This is a genomic window from Coprococcus phoceensis (assembly GCF_900104635.1).
Classification (GTDB): Bacteria; Bacillota; Clostridia; order Lachnospirales; family Lachnospiraceae; genus Faecalimonas; species Faecalimonas phoceensis.
Map to the genome: position 1 here is coordinate 2257130 of NZ_FNWC01000007.1, position 24454 is coordinate 2281583.

12 protein-coding genes are annotated in these 24454 nt (G+C 40.4%); 7 read left to right on the forward strand and 5 right to left on the reverse strand.

Translation table 11 applies throughout. The features are described 5' to 3' along the window. Nucleotides 1-13 precede the first annotated feature (13 nt). Both BQ5364_RS14390 and BQ5364_RS14395 read left to right on the forward strand, forming a co-directional pair. A complete protein-coding gene (locus BQ5364_RS14390; RefSeq protein ID WP_004612811.1) occupies nucleotides 14-715 on the forward strand; it encodes a response regulator in 702 nt (233 codons plus the stop codon). A 1-nt stretch (nucleotide 716) separates the two neighbouring features. Continuing rightward, nucleotides 717-2129 carry a sensor histidine kinase gene (locus BQ5364_RS14395; protein WP_004612812.1) on the forward strand — a complete coding sequence of 471 codons (1413 nt, stop codon included), beginning with the start codon at nucleotides 717-719 and terminating at the stop codon, nucleotides 2127-2129. Here BQ5364_RS14395 and BQ5364_RS14400 read toward each other — a convergent pair. Then, nucleotides 2126-3298 (reverse strand): substrate-binding domain-containing protein, encoded by a 1173-nt coding sequence (locus BQ5364_RS14400; RefSeq protein WP_071144518.1) that lies wholly within the window; start codon nucleotides 3296-3298, stop codon nucleotides 2126-2128. The two genes, BQ5364_RS14395 and BQ5364_RS14400, sit on opposite strands and share 4 nt — an antisense overlap. 261 nt (nucleotides 3299-3559) lie before the next feature. On the opposite strand from BQ5364_RS14400, the gene pflB reads away from it, so the two are divergent. From pflB to BQ5364_RS14420, 4 genes are all read left to right on the forward strand, one after another. Further along, nucleotides 3560-5671 (forward strand): formate C-acetyltransferase, encoded by a 2112-nt coding sequence (gene pflB / locus BQ5364_RS14405; RefSeq protein ID WP_071144519.1) that lies wholly within the window; start codon nucleotides 3560-3562, stop codon nucleotides 5669-5671. 20 nt (nucleotides 5672-5691) lie between these two features. Further along, nucleotides 5692-5934 (forward strand): autonomous glycyl radical cofactor GrcA3, encoded by a 243-nt coding sequence (gene grcA3, locus BQ5364_RS18495; protein ID WP_004612815.1) that lies wholly within the window; start codon nucleotides 5692-5694, stop codon nucleotides 5932-5934. A gap of 126 nt (nucleotides 5935-6060) precedes the next feature. After that, nucleotides 6061-6813 carry a pyruvate formate-lyase-activating protein gene (gene pflA, locus BQ5364_RS14415; RefSeq protein ID WP_004612816.1) on the forward strand — a complete coding sequence of 251 codons (753 nt, stop codon included), beginning with the start codon at nucleotides 6061-6063 and terminating at the stop codon, nucleotides 6811-6813. A gap of 94 nt (nucleotides 6814-6907) precedes the next feature. Continuing rightward, entirely contained in the window at nucleotides 6908-7078 is a 171-nt protein-coding gene (locus BQ5364_RS14420; protein ID WP_004612817.1) for a 4Fe-4S ferredoxin, read from the forward strand. Nucleotides 7079-7296: 218 nt separating this feature from the next. Here the strand turns inward: BQ5364_RS14420 and BQ5364_RS14425 are convergent, their stop codons facing one another. Further along, nucleotides 7297-8004: an Rpn family recombination-promoting nuclease/putative transposase gene (locus tag BQ5364_RS14425; protein WP_004612818.1), complete on the reverse strand. Its 708-nt coding sequence runs from the start codon at nucleotides 8002-8004 to the stop codon at nucleotides 7297-7299. 164 nt (nucleotides 8005-8168) lie between these two features. Between BQ5364_RS14425 and BQ5364_RS14430 the strand changes: the two genes are divergently transcribed. Next, nucleotides 8169-8756, forward strand: a complete 588-nt coding sequence (locus BQ5364_RS14430) for a helix-turn-helix domain-containing protein (RefSeq protein ID WP_004612819.1) — start codon at nucleotides 8169-8171, stop codon at nucleotides 8754-8756. Nucleotides 8757-8793: 37 nt separating this feature from the next. Here BQ5364_RS14430 and BQ5364_RS14435 read toward each other — a convergent pair whose 3' ends face one another. The 3 genes from BQ5364_RS14435 to BQ5364_RS14445 form a co-directional block, all read right to left on the reverse strand. After that, on the reverse strand, nucleotides 8794-12963 hold the full coding sequence (locus tag BQ5364_RS14435) for a glycosyl hydrolase family 95 catalytic domain-containing protein (RefSeq protein WP_071144520.1): 4170 nt from the start codon (nucleotides 12961-12963) through the stop codon (nucleotides 8794-8796). Between the two features lie 239 nt (nucleotides 12964-13202). Continuing rightward, nucleotides 13203-17852 (reverse strand): glycosyl hydrolase family 95 catalytic domain-containing protein, encoded by a 4650-nt coding sequence (locus BQ5364_RS14440; RefSeq protein ID WP_071144521.1) that lies wholly within the window; start codon nucleotides 17850-17852, stop codon nucleotides 13203-13205. 194 nt (nucleotides 17853-18046) lie between these two features. Further along, nucleotides 18047-24361 (reverse strand): endo-alpha-N-acetylgalactosaminidase family protein, encoded by a 6315-nt coding sequence (locus BQ5364_RS14445; RefSeq protein WP_071144522.1) that lies wholly within the window; start codon nucleotides 24359-24361, stop codon nucleotides 18047-18049. Nucleotides 24362-24454: the final 93 nt, after the last annotated feature.

A 24454-nucleotide genomic window follows, 5' to 3' on the forward strand; every position in this document is an offset into this window, starting at 1 on the left:
AAGGAGAAAGCCAATGGTAACAAAACAAAAAATATTGATCGTTGATGATGATGAAAATATTGCAGAGTTGATTTCACTGTATCTTACAAAAGAATGCTTTGATACAATGATGGTACATGATGGCGAAGATGCACTGTCTGCATTCGATACCTATGCTCCGAATCTGATTCTATTAGATTTAATGCTTCCGGGAATTGACGGCTATCAGGTCTGTCGGGATATTCGCTCCAGATCCAACACTCCGATTATCATGCTCTCTGCCAAAGGAGAAGTATTTGACAAGGTACTTGGATTAGAACTGGGAGCAGATGATTATATCATCAAACCGTTTGACGCAAAAGAACTGATTGCACGGGTAAAAGCAGTTCTTCGAAGATATCAGCCTGGAAAATCTGATTCTGCTTCAGATGATAAAGGAAAATGTGTCTCATATCCTGGAATTACAATCAATCTGACAAATTACTCTGTCGTAGTTGACAATATACAGGTGGAGATGCCTCCAAAGGAATTGGAACTATTATATTTTCTGGCATCTTCTCCAAATCAGGTGTTTACAAGAGAACAGCTTTTAGATCAGATCTGGGGATATGAATACATCGGAGATACCCGTACTGTTGATGTTCATATTAAGCGAATTCGTGAAAAAATCAAGAACCATGACACCTGGGGGCTTGCCACCGTCTGGGGAATCGGTTATAAATTTGAGGTAAAATAATATGCGAAGCACATTGCATTTAAAATTTTTTATTGTCTACATTGCCTTTGGATTTTTGGTTTTATTTTCCGTATCTGCGATTGCACCTCAGATGCTTTCGTATCGTTTGGAAAACACAACCGCCAAAAAGCTTTACACAGATGCTACTATGATCTCTTCCGAATATCTGCCAAGATATTTTTCGGAGGACATCTCTCTTTCGGATATCCATGCGCAGCTGAATGGAATGCAGGAGTACACTTCTGCAAACTTGTGGTTCGTGGAATCCGACGGAACACTGATCACGTCTTCTATTTTATCCGGACAACCTTCTGCTCCTGAGAAGATCAAAGAGTTTAATCCGGCGGAAAACGGAAGCAGTACCTATCAGATCAGTGATTATCACGGTTATTTTGACGAAGATATGATCACAATCATCACACCAGTGACAAACAGCTATTTTGTGAAGGGATACTTACTCATCCATAAGCCTGTTTCCCACTTGGATGAAGAATGTAAGACACTTTTATTACCGGTGTATATTACTGCTTTTGTCATCTATCTTCTGTCATTTTCCATTTTGGCGGCATTTCAATTCTTCGTCTATCGCCCTCTTCGGCAAATCACAGAGGCGGCGAAGCAATATGCCTCCGGCAATCTGGAGTATGAGATACCAGTCACTACACAGGATGAGATTGGATATTTGTCCGCTTCGTTAAATTATATGTCCACACAATTGAAAGATATGGACGACTATCAGAAAAAATTTATTGCAAACGTATCCCATGACTTTCGTTCTCCGCTCACCTCTATCAAAGGGTACTTGGAAGCGATGGCAGATGGAACCATTCCTGTAGAAATGCAGGACAAATATTTTAAGATTATTTTATTTGAAACCGAGCGTCTGACCGATCTGACTCAGGATCTTCTGACACTCAATCAATTTGATACAAAGAATATGCTTTTGGACAAAACATCATTTGACATCCATGAAGTCATCAAAAATACAGCTGCAACTTTTGAAGGAACCTGCACTGGCAAGAGAATCTCTATCAAATTACTCTTTGCCACCAAAGTACTTAATGTCTCAGCTGACAAACGAAAAATCCAACAGGTTTTATACAACCTTTTGGATAACGCTATCAAATTCAGTCCAAATGATTCTGAAATCATAATAGAGACAACCGAACACAATGAAAAAGTATTTGTTTCAGTCAAGGATCACGGAATTGGAATCCCGAAAAAAAGTCTCAATAAAATTTGGGAACGTTTCTACAAGACAGACTTATCCCGCGGAAAAGATAAAAAAGGAACTGGACTTGGGCTTTCCATTGTAAAAGAAATCATTCAGGCTCACAAACAAAATATCAACGTTGTGAGCACGGAAGGTGTCGGGACAGAATTTACGTTTTCATTACAAAAAAGGATGCCTTAATAAAGCATCCTTTTTATTGCGTTCTTATCCATATTATCTTTTGTCACCCATGTATATCCACTGTCGATCACCGCTTCATTGCCAAGCCCCAACACATCTCTTACCGCTGCAACAACAGTCGCATATCCCATTCCATACGGATTCTGTACAATCAGCCCATTCACCTTTCCTTCTTTTAACAGCTTCATCTGATCGTTTCCACCATCAAATCCAACCACACTCAGATCATCCCGATCCACCTCAGTCAACACATCTGTCACCAGTTTTGTCGCGCTCAGATTCATCGCACAAATCCCTTTCAAATTCGGATGCTGCTCTAAAATATATTTTATAACATCTTCCTGTGTCAGTGATTCCGCCTGAATCTCTTCTTCTCCTTCTGCTTTAGCTGCATTCTTTTCTTCTGCAATTGCCTTTGCCTTCTCCTCTAACTGATCCATGTAATACACATCTACGATCTGCACATTCGGATACGATGCTGCAATCTCATCCTGGAACCCTTTTTCTCTTTCCTGTGTATTCATAGCCTGAGAATCCGGCATGATCAATGCCACTTCCCCATTTTCATCCATAATAGAAGCAAGTTTTGACGCTGCCGTCTTTGCAGCCTCTTGGTTGTTCGTAGAACATGTCGCTACCACTCCCTGATACTCACTTCCCGAATCAAATGCAACAATCGGAATATCATTTTCTGCCGCAAGATCAAATTGTACCTCGCATGCTGTCGCATCTACTACTGAAATTCCAACCGCAACCGGGTATCTGGCAAGCTCTTCATCCAAAATATTAACCTGTTCATCCACATCGTCGCTCTCGCTTGGCCCACTGTAATTCAGACGTACTTTGTCATCCCCTTTATACCCAAGCATAGAATTGATGTCCGCAACTGCTCTTTCCGCTCCCTCTTTCACTTCATTCCAATAACTGTCATTGCTGTTTCTTCCTATAATAGAAATATATGATCCCGGTTCTAAATTCAGATTCTCAACATTGGAATATGCAATTGGGCGGAGCACATCAAGTTTACTCTGATTCTCATTCTCTTCCTTCCCGGTCTTATCCACTGTTGTCTGCTGCTCTTCCCCGTCGTTTATTGTTTTTTTTGAGCACGCAGTTCCCATTAAAGTAATACAAAGAATCACTGCGATTATTTTCCATCTTTTCTTCATATTTATAGTTCTCCTAAGTCAATTCTTAATTTTATCCTTTATCACTATACACCAAAATCTTCAAAAATGGGATAAATTATTTCTTAAATTTTTCTGCATAACCCAATATTTTGATAAATTTTTATCAAAAATTGTATACTGTATCCGTTTTTGTACAATATATGCCTTGCGTTAAATTATTATCTAATGTTATAATAAGCTCGATTGAAATACTATTCATTTTTTATTTAATAAATTATATCTAACAGGAGGATTTTACCAATGGAAAAAAATTGGAATTCTAATTGGGACGGGTTCAAACCAGGACGTTGGAACCGTACATCTGTAAATGTCCGCAACTTTATTCAGGAGAACTACACTCCATATGAAGGAGATGACTCTTTCTTAGCAGGACCTACAGAAGCTACTACAAAACTTTGGGCTCAGGTTATGGACCTTTCTAAACAAGAGCGTGAAGCTGGCGGAGTATTAGATATGGATACAAAGATCGTATCTACTATTACTTCTCACGGACCGGGATACTTAGACAAAGACTTAGAGCAGATCGTTGGTTTCCAGACAGATAAACCTTTCAAACGTTCTCTTCAGCCATTTGGTGGTATCCGTATGGCTCAGAATGCATGCCATGAAAATGGATACGAAGTAGATCCTGAAGTTGTAAAAATCTTTACTGAATATAGAAAGACACATAATCAGGGTGTATTTGATGCTTACACACCAGAGATGAGATTAGCCAGAAAATCAGCTATCATCACAGGTCTTCCGGATGCTTACGGACGTGGACGTATCATCGGTGACTACCGTCGTGTTGCATTATACGGAACAGACTGGTTGATCGAAGACAAAAAACAACAGCTTGCTACTTCTTTAGTAAGAATGACTGGTGAAAATATCCGTCTTCGTGAAGAATTATCAGAACAGATCCGTGCACTTGGAGATTTAGCAAAATTAGGTCAGATCTACGGATATGACATTTCTAAACCAGCTGCTAACGCAAAAGAAGCTATCCAGTGGTTATACTTTGGATACCTTGCAGCTGTTAAAGAGCAAAACGGTGCTGCAATGAGTCTTGGACGTACTTCTACATTCCTTGATATCTATATCCAGCGTGACTTAGACAGAGGATTGATCACAGAAGAACAGGCTCAGGAATACATTGACCACTTCATCATGAAGTTACGTCTTGTTAAATTTGCTCGTACACCAGAGTACAATGCATTATTCTCAGGTGACCCAACATGGGTAACAGAGTCTATCGGTGGTGTTGGTGTTGACGGACGTCCGCTTGTTACAAAGACATCTTTCCGTTACCTTCACACATTAGATAACTTAGGTACAGCTCCAGAACCAAACTTAACAGTACTTTGGTCAACACGTTTACCAAAAGCATTCAAAGAATACTGTGCTAAGATGTCAATTAAATCATCTTCTATCCAATATGAAAATGATGATTTAATGCGTCAGACTCACGGAGATGACTACGCAATTGCTTGCTGTGTATCTTCTATGAAAGTTGGTAAAGAGATGCAGTTCTTCGGAGCTCGTGCAAACCTTGCAAAATGTTTATTATACGCAATCAACGGTGGTGTTGACGAGAAACTGAAAGTTCAAGTTGGACCAAAATACCGTCCGGTTGAAGGCGATGTGCTTAATTACGATGATGTAATGGAAAAATTCGATGACATGATGGAATGGTTAGCAGGACTTTATGTAAATACATTGAACATCATCCACTACATGCATGACAAATACAGCTACGAAAAACTTCAGATGGCTCTTCATGACAGAGAAGTAAAACGTTACTTCGCAACAGGTATTGCAGGACTTTCTGTTGTAGCTGACTCATTAAGCGCTATCAAATACGCAAAAGTAACACCAGTAAGAGATGAAGACGGACTAGTTGTAGACTACAAAGTAGAAGGTGAATTCCCTAAATACGGTAACAACGACGATCGTGTTGACGAAATCGCAGTTGAAATCGTTCGTTCATTCATGGACAAAGTAAGAAAACACCATACATACCGCCAAGGTGTGCCAACAACTTCTATCTTAACAATTACTTCTAACGTAGTATATGGTAAGAAAACTGGTAATACACCAGATGGTAGAAAAATGGGAGAGCCTTTAGCTCCAGGTGCTAACCCAATGCACGGACGTGATACTCACGGTGCTTTAGCATCACTTGCTTCTGTTGCTAAGATTCCATTCAGACACGCACAAGACGGTATTTCAAATACATTCTCAATCATTCCGGGTGCTCTTGGAAAAGAAGACCAGGTATTCGCTGGAGACTTAGATCTTGACAGAATCGAAGAATGCGGAAACCAGGCTTGCAATATTCCAAACATCATGGAAAGCATCGACAACGAATAAGATCGAAGGAGGAATTTAAGATGGCAGTAAATCAACAACAAGTAGATAACTTAGTAAACATGTTAGATGGATACGTAGAACAAGGTGGACACCACTTAAACGTTAACGTATTTACAAGAGAAACTTTATTAGACGCTCAAAAACATCCTGAAAACTACCCACAATTAACTGTTCGTGTTTCAGGATACGCTGTAAACTTTATCAAATTGACAAAAGAACAGCAAGACGACGTTATCTCACGTACATTCCACGAAGGTATGTAAGCGATAAAGTTCACACATTAGTAAAAGCCGGACAGGGTCATGCTCGCATGGAAACCTGGCCGGTTTTCTACTAATGAGATGGACGAACGTATATGAGCAAACATAGTTGCAAAAGGAGACTTTTTTATGACCAAAGGTTATATTCATTCTATCGAGAGCTGTGGTACAGTAGATGGTCCCGGAATCCGTTATGTAATCTTTTTCCAAGGTTGTCCTATGAGATGTCTCTATTGTCATAATCCAGACACTTGGGAACCAAACAAAGGCACTCAGATGACCGTAGATGAAGTGTTAGAAGGTTTCTACAGTAATATGCCATTCTATCACAACGGTGGTGTTACTGTGACCGGCGGAGAGCCTATGATGCAGATGGATTTTCTCATTGAACTATTTACCAAACTTCACAAAGATGGAATTCACACTTGTATTGATTCTTCCGGCATTATGTTTCAACCAGATAATGAGACATTTATGAATAAACTGGATACTCTTCTTGAAGTGACAGATTTAATCATGCTTGACATCAAACACATTAACCCTCAAAAACATAAAGAGCTTACCGCTCATTCGAATGAGCGTATTCTTGCATTTGCAAAATATCTTGATGAAAAGCATATTCCAGTCTGGATTCGTCATGTTGTAGTTCCAGGGATTACTTTATACAAAGAATATTTAGAAGAATTAGGACATTTTCTTGGCACACTGAACAATGTCCATGCACTGGACGTGCTTCCGTATCATTCCATGGGAAAAGTAAAATATGAAAATCTTAATATGGATTATCCTTTAAAAGATACACCGGAAGCAACTAAGGAAGAGGCAGCAGCAGCAAAAAATATCATTTTGTCTGCCTATAAATGTACTAAATTGAAAGCATAAAATCGCTTGTATATTTAGTCTGTTTGTATTAAAATAAATGAAAGGGTAGATATATTTCATATCTATCAAATGTACAAAAAGGAGGATACATACTATGGCACACGTAATTAGTGATGAATGCGTAAGCTGTGGAGCTTGCGAAGCTGAATGTCCTGTAGGAGCTATTTCTCAGGGTGCTGACCACTATGAAATCGATAAAGATGCATGTGTTGACTGTGGCGCTTGTGCAGCACAATGCCCAACAGGAGCAATTTCTGCTGAATAATAAATAATCGAAAAGTGATCACAAAGTTTAAAAGTGTCGCAGATTTTTAGTCTGTGGCACTTTTTATATTACACTCATGCCTGAATAAGTTTTTTAAGAATTCCTCTGTATATAAAATACTATATGATTTTTAGCCTCGAATATTTGACTTGATTTAGATTTGTAACAGACTGGCAGATAAAAATTATCTGCCATAAAAGACCTGTTCTATGATTGTTTCACTGTGGCAAAAACACGAGCTGCTTCCGCAGAGAATCTGATAAACTTCCGAGTTTGCCCAACAATCTCACAATGGTTTCTTTCTGCATTTCTTGCTTTCCTTCATTTCTTCCAACAACTCTTTCTTCGCTCAGCATCTCTTGAAAAACCATAAATCTTTCCCCCATTTCCCGGTTGACTTTAATCTTTTCAATCGTTTTTTGAAGTTGTCTTACAAATGGATCTTCCGACTCTTCTTTGCTCTCCTTCAAGTCTGCTTTTACGAACTTCAAAAAGTTGACCAGACTTTCAGATACTTCCTGAGGATTCTCCCCACGTGTACTCAGGAAAATGGTATACCTCTCATCTCCAAGATCGACCGCGCTCTCCTCCTCGCAGATATTGCAGAACGTATATTTATATTTTTTATCTCCAAACGGATCAAAGTCACAGATAAAAATGACATACGCCGGCGGAAGATCCTCATAGTCTCTTCCGGAAAGCAACAAATCCATATCCATCTGACCGTGATAATATCTGCTTCGCTTTCCTAAATGCGGTGTGCTTGCCGCCTGCATCTCAACATTATAGCATGTCTGTTCTTCATCCTGGGCATAAATGTCAAGACGCACCCCTTTATACTCCGGATGATAGACAACACTCTTCTCCTTGCTAATTTCAACGCGGGCAATCGGAAATCCTAAAACCATCTCCAGATTTCCCTCCATTTCTACAGAGGAATTCTTATTGACATCATAGCACACCGATACTTTAAATACAATGAAAAGTTCTGTCGAAATTTGATGAGCGTTTTTTTACAGCTTATGGACAATCTTATGGTATGATATATATGTTACATATTCATTCTAATTTAATAGGGGGTTAATATTGTATGGGCGAAGTTCATTATATGATTTCAGAAGCTGCCAAACGTGTAAATGTTGAAACCCATGTTTTAAGATATTGGGAAGAAGAACTTTCACTATCTATAGGGCGCACAGAAATGGGACATCGATACTATACAGAAGATGACATACAGCTTTTTTGCTGTATCAAAGAACTAAAAGAACAAGGGATACAGTTAAAGGAGTTAAAGGGACTCATCCCTGATATGCTGCGAACGAGAGACAAACTTAAACTTCAAAAAGAACCTAAAGAAGATCCAACCGTTTCAAATTCGGTTTCCGAGGAGCAACTGGACATGGCTTCTAATGCATCATTAGAAAAGATTCAACTGCAAATAGAAGAAATCTTTCAACATGCGATGCTTGAAAACAATAAGATTCTGGAAGAATCTGTAAGCCAGTCCATTTCTCAAGCAATTATCAAAGAAATGAATTACCTGTTTCAAGCTCAGGACCGGCAGGAAGAGGACCGTTATAAAAAACTTGATCATCTAATCCGTCAACAGCAGACTTATCGCAAAGAATCTGCACGTTCCGCTCCTATCAGGAAATTAAGAAAACTGTTTGAAATGTGAATAAAGGCGGTTCATCCTTGAACCGCCTCACTTCATTTTAATATCTTCTTTTTCTTCTGACTATTACAATTCCAAATCCCGCTACAACCATAGCTAACATCATCCAGACAACTGTACTGCTGTCTCCTGTTACTGGTGTCTCTTTATCCGGTTGATTTTTATCCGGTTTTTCCGCTTCTGGTTTTCCCGTTTCCGGTTTTCCTGGTGTCGGAGTATCTACTTTCTTCAAAAGTTTTTTCGCTTCCTCGAACTTACTTGTGAGATTAGAAAGAACTCCATCTACATCGTCCTGTGTCGCCTTATCATCATTGTATACGCTCCGTGCGTCTTCCAGAATAGATTTTAATGTTTCCTTATATGCCTCGATTGACTTCTCTGTATAAACAGTATCTTTCAGACTTTCTGTAAACTTGTCTACCTCAGCCAGCTTGTCTTTCAATGCTGTCTTATCTACTTCCTCTGGATCCGGGTCTACTGCTACTTTCTCCAAAAGTTTCTGCGCATCTTTAAACTTACTGTTCAATGCCTTCACAGCATTATCAACTTCATCCTGTGTCGCTTTCTCATTTCCATAGACTTCTTTTGCATCTTCAAGTGTATCGTTCAAAGCTGCCTTGTATGCTTCGATTGACTCTTTTGTATACTCTGTGTCTGTCAAAGCATCTGTAAAAGCATTTACTTCGTCTAACTTGTCTTTCAATGCTGTCTTATCTACAACAATGGATGGTTTGTCTGTTTCTGTAAGCACATAGCTTTCACCTTCTGTCGTCTCAAATGTCACGCGGCCGTCTTTCCCTTCAACACCTGATACAGCTACTTTGTTTCCTTTGCTGTCTCTTACATCGACATATTTCCAATCTCCAGCCTGTACTGTACATGTTCCGCCATTGTTTGAAACAATCTTAGCCTCTGTCAGCGCTCCATCTTTCCAGCTCTCGCTCACTTCAAAATTGCCTCTTGCAACAAGCCCGCTTACAGATCCTGTTGTCCATTGTTCATCCGGCATAGCTGGAAGCAGATTGATATATCCTGCATTTGACTGTAAAAGCATCTCAGCCACACCACTTGTGAATCCAAAGTTTCCGTCAATCTGGTATGGTGCATGAGAATCCCAAAGGTTTGAATAAATACCCGTTTTAATAAACTGATTGATAATCTGATAAGAATGATTTCCATCACCTGTTCTTGCCCATGTGTTTAATCTTTGTGCGATTCCCCATCCTGTCGCATTATCTCCACGCGCTGTCAGAGAAACTTTTGCCGCATCCATATACTGTTTATTATCTACAGTTACTAAATCTCCTGGATATACGCCAAGCAAATGTGACATATGACGATGTTTCGCGTCAAATGACGGAATTGCACCGTTTGCTGTCTGACCAAATTCGGTCTCATCATACCACTCTTTAATCTGCCCGCTGTCACCGATTTCGATTGGTTTTAATCCATCACGGTATTTTGTCCATTCATCAATCTGTTCTTTTGAAACTGTTCCTGCCTCATTTGCATTCAAAGCTTCTGCTGCCTCAATACAATCGTTAAACAGCTGCCATACAAGCACGTTTTCATATACGTTTCCTGCTGTATATGGACCATGTTCCGGTGAATATGCCGGAACTGTTACATAACGTTTTGTTCCATCTGCATCTGTTACTTCTTTTAAGATAGACATGTAGAATTTTGCTTCTTCTTCCATCATTGGGAAAATCTCAGACTCTAATTTTTCCACATCGCCTGAATACTCATACGCTTCATATACATTCTGCAAAATCCACGGAACTGCTGCCGGAGACCATCCCCAGCTAAACGCCCATCCCGGACAAGTCCATCCAAATGGTGTGTTCTGTGTATTTGCCATGAAGCCATTCTGTTTACCATCTGAATTATCAATTCCGAAATATGTAGATGCAGTGATACGTCCTGGTTCACGCAATCCTTCCACGTAGTCAATCAACGGTTCTGCACACTCTGCCATATTTGTCACATAAGTCGGCCAATAGTTCATCTGAAGATTTACATTCATATGATAGTCACTTCCCCATGCGACCGGACTATTCGCTGCACCTGTACAATCCAGCCATACTCCCTGCAAGTTTGCCGGCAGTTTATCCCCTTCTCTTGAAGAAGAAATCTGCAGATAACGTCCATACTGGAAAATCATTGTCTCCAAATAAGCTTTTTCTTCTGTACTTGCATTTCCATCTTTATATGCTTTGATCAATTCATCAATTGTCTTATCTGACGCCTCCTGACCAAAATCAATTTTTACTCTGTCATAGATGTTTTTATAATCAGCCTGAGCATTTTCTTTTACTTGATCATACCCTTGTTTTGTTGCATCATCCATCACTTTTTTAACTTCATCTGCAAGTTGCTGATCTGTCTGGCCAGTACGGTATTCCGGATGTACCATCTCATAATCTGTGTCCGCTGTGACATAGATATATACTTCTGTCGCATCACTGACAAGAAGTGTTCCTTCTTTTCCTTCTACCGGAGTGACCTCACCGTCTTTTGTTACAACTTTCAACCGCCCATTTAATTTCAAATCATTGTCTTTCATCTTACCTGCAACAATAATCGAATCGTCCTCTGTTGTATATGTAACTTCTTTTCCAAGAGATTTGTCGCCCGGCTGATCTACAGGGAAACTTACCTCAAATTCCAATGGACGCATCTCGCCTTCAGAGCCTTTGATTTCCTCCGCTGTCAGTTTCATCGCAATCACATTGTCCGGATAACTTGCAAAATACTCACGATAGTAATGTGTATTATCTCTGTCATAAGACACTGTCGCAAGCGCTGTATCGATGTCCAATGCTCTCTCGTAGTTTGTTGTCTCTGTATGTTCCTCTTTATCAGGATCCTCTTCCTTCATTGTAGTTACAATACCGTCAAAAGAGACTTTATTGCCTTTTACACCCTTAATAGTAAGTGTGTGCTCACCTTTTGTCAGCCCTGCCACATTCACAAGACTTGCTCTTGAAAAAGCAGATGCGTGTGTGTTTACCTCTGTCCACTCCTTCGCATCGTCTACTTTGTATTGGAACTTGCCCAATCCGCTGCTCTTTGCTCCAAAGAGTTCAAATCCTGTTCCTGTAAACTTACATGTAAGAGTTGCTCCTTCTGCATTGGCAGCATCTACATATACTTCGTCTTTTCCAAACCAGGAATCTGCATCATTTTCGTTATTTGCCGCACGATCCCAGCGCGCCCAGCTTCCTTCAAATTTTACTTTTTCGCTTTCTACTGTCGGGTTCCAGTCAATTGTCTCCCCTTCTAATACTTTCAAATAATCAAAAGATGTTTTCGCTCTGCCTGCATCATCTCTTATTGATTCAAATGTTAGTGTATGTGTTCCCTGCTCCAAACCTGAAATTTCAAACAAAACAACTCCTGTCTGTTTCGTAGCGGAATACATACTTCCGGTAACCTCTTTGCCATCTACCGTCGCTTTGAAATTCCCCATCTCATTGTATTTTACACCGATCATCTGAATTCCGGTTCCCTCAAACGATACAGTGAATTTTCCCGGGTCGTTTGTATAATGTTCTGAACCGCCTTCCCAATCAGGCTGTGGATATGAATGCCACATAGATTCATATTTGATCTCATCGCTTGTATCACTGATGATCTTTTCTTCTTCCTGAGGTTCTTCTCTGTCAAAATCCAGATAAATATCGCCCCAGCCCTGATAAGCGCCATATTCTCTTGAACTTGTACCAACTAATTTTTCACACATGTTTGATGCATTGCTGTCCCCAGTCAAAAATGCATTCTGCACGGATTTCACATAATCAGACATTGACTGCCCATTCACTGTGCTGATATTTCCGCCTGTATAAGGTTGTGTCTCAGAAGGTCCGCCATTCCACAATGTCTTCTGATTGAATGTCAGGTGCTCTTTTTCTACTTCACCATATATGTTCGCTCCCATATACGAGTTTCCGATTGGAAGAGATAACTGCTGCCACCAGTCTGTATCACTTCCTGGTTTTGTAAAATTACCTGAAGATCCTGTCAATTTTCCTTTTGACAATGGCTCGCCAAAACGAATCTTCATTGGATCCTGATCAGGCTTTGTGGATGCCGCCTGTGCAACAGTCGCATCAGGAAAATTTACTCCGGAAACTGCAAGCATTGCTGCCATCGTCCCACCAAGCACTTTTTTGACACATGTCTTCCCATGTTTTTTCCATTTCATCATGCTTTTCTCACTTTCCGCATTCCTAAAAATAATGCTTTTTATATAATTTTCTTTTTCCTTTCTATTATAGCCACTTCATATGTCAAATACAACAATTTTCTTCCAAAAAATATGCTTTATTGTTATATTTTGACATTTTTCTCTCACAACCAAACATTGTTCTGCACAAAAAAAGAGAGTGGAAATCTGTTTTTTTATTCAGATTCCATCTCTTTTTTTGCTCTTGTTTTATTCAGCCTTTATGCTCTGCGTCTCTTTCTCAACACAGCAACTGCCACTGCAAAAATTGCAGTAATTCCTACAATTGACCAAACAGCCGCATTCACGTTATCGCCAGTTACCGGTTTCTTGTTATCACCTTTATTATCCGTATTATCTTTGTCCGGATTTTCTGGCTGTGTACTATTGCTAACTTTTTTCAACTGTTCCGTTGCAGCTTTGATTGCCAGGACCGCATCTTTTACGTCCTTCTCAGTTGCTTTTTCATTGTCAAGTACTGCTTTTGCCTGATCCATAGCCGCTTGATATACCTTCCAACTGTCAGCTGTGTAGTTTGCCTCTTTGTAGTATTCCAGACATTCGTTATAGTATTTTTCCAATGCGGATTTATCTACTTTGTCAGGTGTAACCGGAAGTTTCGGAATTGCTCGTTCTTCTCTCACTTCACAGCCATCACGTTTACATGTCCGGACTTCCAAGCCTTCCTCAGTTTCAGTTGGCTCTTTTTCTACTGTCCACTCTGTGAAATCGTGTCCTAAAGCTTTCACTTCAGTTCCTTTTTCTACTACGGTATCACAAACTTTACATACCTCATCACCAGTATAACCATCTTTTGTACATGTAGCTTCTCTGGCATTGCGTGTTTCTGCATCATGACCTTTTGCTTCTATAACTGTTCCTGCCTTCACAATCACTTCACAGTCTTTACATACTGTATCACCTGTGTAACCAGCCTCTGTACATGTGGCATCTGTTTGATTCCGAACCTCTGTGTTCTTATGCTCACAATCTGGTTTTTCTTCTCCGCCTACAGTCACTTCGTAGTAGTCAAAGCATACTTTCGGACTTGTAACACCGGCGTCTTTTGCATCCTGTGCCAGACCATCTACGGTCACTTTGACAGTATGTTTTCCATCTGTCAAATCTAATTTTTCAAATACCTTCTGTTGTGGCTCACTTCCTGCTACGGTCGTGAAAGTAGATACTTTTCCAGCTTCCTGACCGTCAATTTCAATCTTAAGCTGCGCTCCTCCTGTATTTCCGGATTTTTCTAATTTCATCACATACAAGCCAATGCCTGTCCCGTTGAATTCAAATGAGAAGCTTGCACCATCTGTTGTAGTCTCAGTCTCTGTGCCATTGTAATGTTTTTCTTCATCCCACTTTGTCCAGTTCGCATCATATTTGATGCTAGAATCACGGTCATCATATTTTACAGTTGTCGCTTCTTTTGTGATTGTGATTGTCTTTGTCGCCGTCAGTTTTTCATTTTCTTTGTCTGTTGCTGTCACAACGACTGTTCCAGCCTTCACTGCTGTCAGAAGACCATTTGCATCGATTGTCGCAACCTCTTGTTTATCTACAGACCAATCCACTCCTGCACCTGCTGCACCTTCTGGTGTATACACTGCTTCCAGCTGTAATGTCTTCGATGCATTCATATTCAAAGAGTCAGCACCTGTAATTTGTAATCCTGTTGCTTCCACCGCCGCATCAAATTCAAATGCATCCAGAGAAATCTTCCCCTGTTTTACAACTAATTTTACTTTGTGAATCCCTTTGTCCAAACCAGTTATTTCAGTAAGTACTTGCTGTCTCTGGCATGTACTAGAGGTTGTGCTCACATCCTTTTTCTTCAACTCTCCATCTACATATAAATCAAATGTCCGGCAGTCTGTATTTTTCATACCGATCACACGAACTCCTGTTCCATAGAAATAAAGTTCTGCTGTATCGCCTACTGTATTAGAGTATTTCTCTGTTTTTTCATACTGACCTTCCTGTGGTCCCCAGTTGCCCCAGCCGGAAGAATACTCGATTCTGCTGTCACGATCATCAATCTTATTGGTTACAGCCAACTGCTCTGGTGTGATTTTCGAAGTCTTCTCTCCTTCTTTTCCTTCTACCACTGCTGCTACTTTATAAGTTGTTCCTTCTGCGAAATCTTCTGCTTTGTATTCTGTCCCGTCCACTTCGCCGACCTTGTTGTATGTTGTTCCGTCTGTTGATGCATATACAACATATTTTTCTGCGTTTGCCACTGCATCAAATGTCACGATTGCTGTGTTATCTTTATAAATCGCAGATGCATTTGCCGGAGCTTTTACCGGTCTTTCCGGAATCTCAGTCATTGTGTAAGTCTCGCCCTTTGTCGTATTGAATTTAATACGGTCCTCACTTACTTTTTCAACTGTTACTTCTGCACCTTTACTGTCTACAATTTTCGCCTTCGCGATGCTAGGATATCCAATCTCACATTCTCCACCATTTTTAGAAAGAATTTCAGCTTTTGTCAGGCTTGTCTTTGCCCAATCCATATCCACTTCAAAATTGCCACGTGCAATCAGTCCGTCTACACTTCCATCTGCCCATACATCCGGAATTGCCGGAAGAAGATTGAGATATCCCATATTGCTCTGCAGCAGCATCTCAGACACACCTGATGTGTATCCGAAGTTACCATCAATCTGGAATGGTGCATGTGTATCCCAAAGGTTTGGATAAATTCCACCTTTGAACAGGTTCTGGATCAATTCATGTGCTTTATTACCTTCTACAAGTCTTGCCCATGTATTGATGCGCTGTCCCATCCCCCAGCCTGTACTGTTGTCTGTACGATAGTCCATCGAAACTTTTGCTGCCTGCACCCATTCTTCTTTCTGTGCAATCAAATCTCCCGGGAAGAGTCCTAACATATGTGATAAATGTCTGTGTCCTGCCGGATCAGCTCCTTGTGGCTTCATACTATCCAACGTTGTCTCTTCATACCATTCTTTAATCTGTCCGTCGTCACCGATTTCAATTGGTCCTTTTAATTTTGACTGATTCTCTTTCCATTTTGCTGCAAGCTCTGTATCTTGTCCAAGTACCTCAGCCGCTTTTGCAGCATCTTCATACAACTGCCAAATCAATGTATGCTCATATGTATTACCTGCAGTATATGGTCCGTGTTCCGGTGAGTAAGATGGAGAAGATACTAATTTGCCATCTTTATCTTCTGTCAAAATCTGATTATAGAATGTAGCTTCTTCTTTTAGCATTGGGTAAATATTTTCTTCCATAAATTCAGTATCGCCTGTGAACTCATAGTATTCCCAACAGTTTTGAAGAATCCATGGCACTGCCGCCGGAGACCATCCCCAGCTAAATGCCCATCCCGGACAAGTCCATCCAAATGGTGTGTTCTGTGTATGTGCCATAAAACCATTGGCTTCTCCTTCTTTACTTTCCACTCCTGTATAAACCTTTGCCGTTACACGTCCAGGCTCTCTTAAAGCATCCACATAGTCAATCAATGGCAATGCACATTCTGAAAGATTTGTAGAATATGTAGGCCAGTAGTTCATCTGAAGGTTTACATTCATATGATAATCTGAGCTCCATGGTGGATTTGTCAGACTATTCCATACTCCCTGTAGATTGGATGGAAGCTGTGAATCTTCTCTTGAAGAGGCAATTGTCAAATATCTGCCGTACTGGAATAACATATTCTCCAACTGGCGTTTTTCCGGCTCGCTGGCACTTCCGTCCTTGTATGTCTTCAATAAGTCATCTGTTGTCTTTTCAGACACTGTCTGTCCAATATTTAAAGATACGCGGTTGAACAGTTCCTGATAATCTTCTAAATGTGTTGCTTTTACTTCTTTGTATCCCTTTTCTACTGCTTTATCCACAGTTTCTTTTACACGTTTTGCTAACGCTTCATCCGTCTCACCTGTGCGGTAATAGTAATCTTCTGTCTTGTCTTCATTATAAAATGCATTCTTGTAATCCGTAGCTGCTGACAAATACACAGTAACTGCACTTGCATCTTTTACCGTCAATTTGTCCCCTGAACCTGTCACAGAACCATTATCCGCTTTCACCGTCAGATAAGATGCATATTTCATCTGATTGTCTGTCAGTGCTCCGCATAATTTTAATGTATCATTTCCTTCCGCCACGGTCTTTCCGCCTTGCTTTGAAGGAAAACGTACATCCAAATTCAATTTTTCTGAGCCTTTTGCTTCCAAACGTGCAACTAAGACATCATCGTCATGGCTCATAAAAAATTCTCTTGTGTACTGTGTACCGTCTTCTTTGAACGAAACAGTCGAGATTGCTGTCTTAAGATCCAGATCTCTCTGATATTCTGTCGCATTTTTCTCTGTGATATCTTTGTAATCAAAATAAATATCGCCCCACGGCTGATAAGCGCCGTATCCGTTACTTATTCCAACCAGCAGATTATTACATGCCGCAGTCGCTTCAGAAGTTTTTCCTTCCGCAAATAATTTCTGGATATTTTTCAGTGACGCTCCGTCCTGCCCTTTTTCTGTTGAGTTTCCACCCATATAGTCTTTTCGGCTTTCACTCGGACCGCCTGTCCAAAGTGTCTTCTCATTGAATGTCAAATGTTCACTTGCAATTTCTCCGTAGACATTCGCTCCCATATCACCATTACCAATCGGCAATGTATGTTGCTGCCATCTGTTTTTTTCGTCTGTATCATACCCAGAACCGGCACCAAGAATATTCGTGCCTTGCGATGTTGGCTCATCGTACCAAAGCCTTAATTCATTCCCTTTTTCTTCTGCATGCACATTTGCCTGTGGAAATGATATTCCAGATGTTGCCATCACTGCTGCAAACGCACCTGCCACTACACGTTTTAAATGTTTTCTTTTCATAATTTCCCTTTCCTTTTTATATTTTTACTAATATTTCTTTCTATCCTCCTTTTCTTTTAAACATTTCGCACATATACATTCTTACTATACCATATTTCTCATTCTTTTTGCATATATTTTCCCATTTTTTATATGTAAACTTGCAAAAAGGCACAAACCCAAATGGATTTGTGCCTTTTTAGTAAGCTTATCTCTTATCTTGTTTCTCTTTTTCTTCTTATTACAACTACTACCGCGCCGACTGCCAATAACATTACAACTGCTGTCATTCCCCATGTTGTCATATCTCCAGTTGTCACATTGCCATTTCCACCATTATTTCCTTCTCCGTTAGGCGTTGTTGGTGTTGGCGGTGTTGTCGGCTCTTTGCCTGCATCTTCCAGCTCTTTGTTCAAAATACCTGTAATCTCAACTAATACTTTCAATGCATTGTCAACTTCGTCCTGTGTTGCATTTTCATTCTCAAGTACTGCTTTCACATAAGCAAGTACTGTCTGATATTTCTGCCAGTTTTCTTTTGAATGATTTGTCTCTTTGTAGTAAGCAAGACAGTCTTTGTAGAATTTCTCTAATTTTGATTTATCTGCAGATGGCTCTACTGGTTTTTCCACCTCTTTTAATGCATTTATCGCTGCATTTAATTCGCTTGTCGCTTTGTCAATCTCATCTTGTGTCTTAGCATTCGCCAAAACGTCTTTCGCTTGACTTAAAGCTGCCTTAAATGCATCTTTTTCCACACCGTCTTTGTACTTATCCAAGTCTAATGTTTCTGCTTTGTCAATCGCCTTTTGCAGATCCTCTTTATCCAGTATCACTTCGTCTTTTGTTACTGTCACTGTACATGATGCCAGTTTCCCGATCGCATTTTTAATCGTGATAGTCGCTGTTCCGGTTTTCAAACCTGTTACGACTCCATTCTGATTTACCTTTACAACTTCTTTATCAGAAGAACTCCATACGATTCCTGTCAAAATGGTGTCCTCATCGTGTTTAGCTTCCAATCTGACTTTTTCACCGACTTTTATTGTAACATCATCTAATGTCGCCGAATCTGCAACCTTCTGTATGCGAAGCGGAACTACTTCTGCGATTGCCGCAAAGTTTCCTTTTCCTTCTTCTACATAAATCTTAATTGTTTTTACATTTGCTACATTTTCAAACAGAGATGTAATCCACTGTCCACCTGCTCTCTGCGCATTATCAACAGAAATTGTATCGCTGGAAGCAACTTTCTCTCCTGCTGCATCAAAGGCTTCATAGTGATATTTGTAAACAATACCATTATTCGTTCCCGGTCTCTGCTGGAATTTGAATCCTCCAATTGACATTTCTTTTCCAAGATCGACTGTGAGAATTGCAGGATTTTCTTTGCTCACAGTAAATCCACTCCACTGTGAATGCCAGTATGTGGAAGAGTCACCGTCTGTTGCTGCTGATGCAACACCGCTTCCTGCCGGTTCTCCGGAGGATTGTTCTGTGTTTGCAGAAGATGTGATTCCATCAAATTCCTCTCTTGGAATCTCTGTCACTACACCGTCTGTAACCGTGATCTCAAATGTAATCTTCTCATCTTTTGAAAGCGTCGCTGTCAAAGTTGCTGTTCCTGCTGCAAGTGCTTTTACAACTCCTGCTTCTTTGTCCACTACTGCAACTTTATCATTGCTTGTTTCCCATGTAATCTGATCCAGATTATTTCCATAAATTTTTGCAGTTTCACCTTTGTAAAGCTCTGTAGATTCCAATGTCACAGATGTTGCATCTTTCTCCTCTGTGATCACAAGATTGTCGAGAACGAAGTCTCTTTGTCCCATGCTTCCTGTTCCGGCTTTGCTTCCGTTTTCGTACAGACCAATCCATGTCTGTCCGCTTCCCGAACCAACTACCTGCATTTTTACATGTTTTTTCTCATCTTCACCACGTGCCTGAGCCAGATACTCATCATCTGAAGGAGTAGTGTAAGTTGTTCCATCACCAACTACCATCGCATACGCTTTATCCGGTCCTGACTGGTAGTCAAACTCTACTGTATACGCTTTCCCAGGTTCAAAACGGAAGTTTTGAGGAATTGTCTGATAAATAATTCCTGTATTTCCATCGTGATGCTTTAATGACCAGTTTCCATCGATAACATCATCGATGACTCTTCCATTCCATCCAGCCTGTGTATATGGTGCGTTCAGCTGCGATAAATGTGTAGCCGGGTCAGAAATACCCTGTGCAGAGCTTAACACAAATGGATACAAGCCCTGTACTACTGTCTCGAAATCTTGTTTGAACACACCATCTTCCTGGAAGTTATTCAAAGATTTCTCAACGATACGGATATCGTCCATATAAGTAGAACCATCGCCGTAGCCTCTTGAAAGTGTTAGCTGTGCAGTCTCACTCTCTGCTGTAAATGAAACCTGCATACGCTGCATCTTGCTTCCGTTTTTCTGGTCACTCTTTACGTAGTTATTGAGAATCGAACGCTCTGTATAATTAGAAACTTTCTTTTCTCCTGCATTCACTTCAATAGAAGCTTTTGCATCACTATTGTTTTCCACATAAACTTCTGCTACGTAGTCTGTTCCTTTTGTCAAACCTTTGATTGTAGTTGTCACTGACACACCGTCAAGAGGACTGTTGAATGCAAGTCTTTGATCTCCTGTATCTGCTTTTTCTACTACAACTGCATCATCGTTGATATCGCCAGACCATTCATCTGCAGATAGTTTTTCCCCTGCGGCATATCCGTTGAATCCCGGATCTGTCACATAGTCATACTCACCAAAGTCATTTGCAAGTTCTTTTACGCCTGCCGCATCACCTTTCACCAACACATAGGCTGTAGCAGCCTTTGCATCTAATGTCACTGAATTTCCAGACACAGCAACACTTGTCTCGTTGATACGACCCTGATCAGAAAGTTCATACATCACAACATTCGCAAGACCTTCCCATCCATTTGGAAGTTCCCATGTTGTCTGTCCACCGTCCAGATTCCAGTGATACAGTTTTTCACTGCCATCCTGATTATCTGTCCATGGAAGCAGATATGTGACATTATCTAATACTTTCTTCCCATTTAATGTAATTGTGCGCTCAATGTTATCATCGCTGCGCTGTTCTTCGTTTCTTGTGACAACAACTTCATCACCGCTGTCATTTCTCAATGTGATTTGTTTTTCATGGTTTCCAACCGGAGACTCTCCCTCTTCATAATTCTCCCAATCTGTCACATAGTAGTGCTGTAAGAATTTTGTAGGTAAGTTCTGATTGAATGTCTGAAGAATGTAGTTGTCATAATCTTTGTCTCCACCCCATCCTTCAAATCCGTACAGACGGTATCCTCCAAGTAACGGATTGTCTGCTGTTCCACCGAACTGTGGATAGTTCAATACCTGAGAATCTCTCTGGTCATTTCTGATGAAACGGATAATATCACTGTTATATCCTTTTGATGTTGCCCCGCCATATGCGGCATCTGTAGACCAGTGCTGCCATGTAGAGTCATATTCACCCTCCGCACTGAACTCTGTAGAGAATCTCCATCCCAAAGAATTGATCTCATCCGCAATCTGTCTTGTCTCCCATGCATCCTGATACCATACGTCAAGATAAATGAAATCCATATTATCTTCACGGGATTCTGCATCTTTTTTGATTTCTTCTTTTGTAGCGTTTACTTCACCCAAAGAATTTTCAACTGCATCCGGCCATTTTCTGCTATAGAAATCCGTTCCGTTGATTCTGTCATACAGCTGTACAAAACGTTTCCATCTTGCCTGACTTGACAAATCCCAAAGTTTGTCGATAACCTGTGACTGGTCAAGCCATCCCCATCCGTTTGAAAATGGTTTCTGAAGCATCTCTTCATTGAAAGATGCCGCTTCCGGATAAGCTTCCTGTGCATTGACGTGAATACCAATCTCTGTGTTATAGTCATGTGCAATCTTAATCAATTCCTGGAAATCTTCTACTCCTCCTTCTCTTTCTGCAATATCAGCATACTCAGAGTTTGCAGAGTCATGTCCTTCGTTACCGTATCCTTTGAGCATAACCGCCTGTGGAAGACCATCTGTTGCAAGATACACTTTTTTAATGTTGTCTGCTGTTGTATGGTATGGATTTGATGCCATACTTGCAAAGTTCATAACAATACGATAGTTTACTAAATCTTTGATATTTTCAGAACCGTATGGAATGTTCATAATATCACGGAATGCAAGCGCACCGTCATTCCAGTCGATTGTCTCATCGCCATTTGCATCTGCTGCGATTGCCACTTTTGTACATGGAAGTTCACTCACCGGATAATCATCATACTTTGAAGCATTCTTCTGTCCGTTTGCATCTCCCAACTCGTAGTACCATGCAGCACTTGTGAGACTCATTGTATCCGCCCCATTATTGCGAATGACACGTTTGTCTCCTTCCACCTCGGAATTGCTGTAAAGACCTGCGCTTAATTTCCCATTTGTCAGGAATCCATACAGGTATCCGTCTGTCTCAGATGGTACAAATCCATCTTCAAAATCAATAAATACATCTCCGGAAGATGTTGTTGTTGTCGAAGCCTTTGCTCCTGCGAAATTGGCTCCTGTCTCCACTGCATCCACAGTCAGAAGGTTCAATCCAGGAACATCGATTGTTGCAATATCTGCACAACCTTCTGCTTTTTCTAATTTTGTTACTTCCCATGTCAGTTCATTTTCTTTTACACTGACTTTGACATCCATATCCAGATTGATGTCATCTTTCTCCACATGCATTGCATATGTTCTTGAGTCTGCTTTTGTCTCTGTCACTTCCACTTCCGGTTTTATAGCGACACCATTGATTGCAACTTCATCAAGTTCTGTTTCATTTCCGCGGAAATATGTATCTGTAATCTCCTGTCCATTCGCAAGCATCTGGTATCTTGCCACAACCGGAAATTCTTTTCCGATATATACTTTCATTTCATCAGATGAAATAGAATCGTATTTTGACAAATCCAATGGAGCTTTTAATTCCAGTGTTATATCTTTGACATTATCTTTTTTATCTTCAATTGTCACTTCACCTGAGAATGCCTGATATCCCGGTTTGGAAACAGCCATAGTATAGGTCCCAAGTTCCAACGCATCAAACTGATATTTACCATTTCCATCTGTTTTTGCAGACTTGTTTCCAACGCGAACTGTCGCATCTGCCAATCCGCCTTCTCCTTTTTCCGTAACTGTACCTGTAAGCGGCACAAGTTTTGAATATGTCTTTTTAAACGACTGTCCGTCACGGTCTGCACAAAATACCCAGTCATCTTCCATACAGTTATCTTTTCCGTACATCACATCCGCAAAAGAAATCGTTGTTGCACTGTTTGTTTTCACACCGAAACGGCCTTTACCTGCATTCTCCTCACTGAAATCGATCAATGCCTGATTTGTCACACGCGAAGTTACTCCGTTTACTGTCACAGACAATGTCTCTCTGTTCAATGAGATAGACATCTGAAGTTCTTCCCCTTCAACCGGATCCGGAAGTCCTGAGATTTTCGGATAAGATCCACTTCCATTCAAGTTATACTGATAGTACCAGCCACTGCTCGTATCATGACCTACATATAACCAGTTATTGTCATTCACATAAGTATAAAATACACCCCAGTTATTGCTTGGCTTCACAGCAAGAGAAAGTTCTCCTGACTCTTCCATCTTCTTGTCATCATCAAGAAGCAGTACTGGCGCTTTTGCATTTGCATTGCCATAGGAGTGTCCACCACCATTGTTGCTTCCACCCTTTAACTCAATCCAAGCTCTTCCGTTTTCAGAAGGATTTTCCGGATCTGTGTCTCCTCCATCCGGTACTTCCACAGATGGTTCCCAAACCTGTCCTGAAAGAGTCTTGTATACATGCCAGCCACTGTAGTCGCTATAAGCTGTCTCACCAGCTTTTACATCTGAGAAATAAATTTCTGTGTAAGCTTCTCCAAAAGTACCTGCACCAAATCCAATCTCTCCTGATTCTGTTTTCAGCTCATTAAATTTTTCATTAGCTACAACTGCTGAACCACTTTTGTTTATTGTCTTATTTTCAACTGTCACATTCAAGCCATTGTCCTTATAAGATGTTGAAATCGTAATCTCATCATCTTTGTTGACTTCTGGCAATCCTGATAACGCTGCATAAGACCCATCTCCATTTTTAAATTCATAAAGCCATTTTCCTGTATCGTAAGCGATATAACTCCAATGAGTATCATCCACATATTTCGTTACAAAACGAAACCTCGTGTCTTTACTCTCACTTACAAGCTGAACCGTAGCACTTAAATCCTCTCCCGTAAACTTTTGGCTGGATAAGACAAATGCCTCCGGCTTTGCACCGCCAAAGTGCTCGTTTGCATTCCCACTTCCGGCTTTCAGATGTGCCATCATCTTCGGAGCTGCCAATACATCTAACGATGGCATATAACTCAAAAATGTCGTACACACCATGGCAGCAACTAACATAATTGCCGAAAGTTTTTTCATAAACTTTTTCATATTTCTCCTTTCTTTTTCCGTACAAACGCATATTATTTTTTGTTTTGTACCTTTCTCCCGTTTTTTATATTAGCATATTTTTCCAAAAGAAAC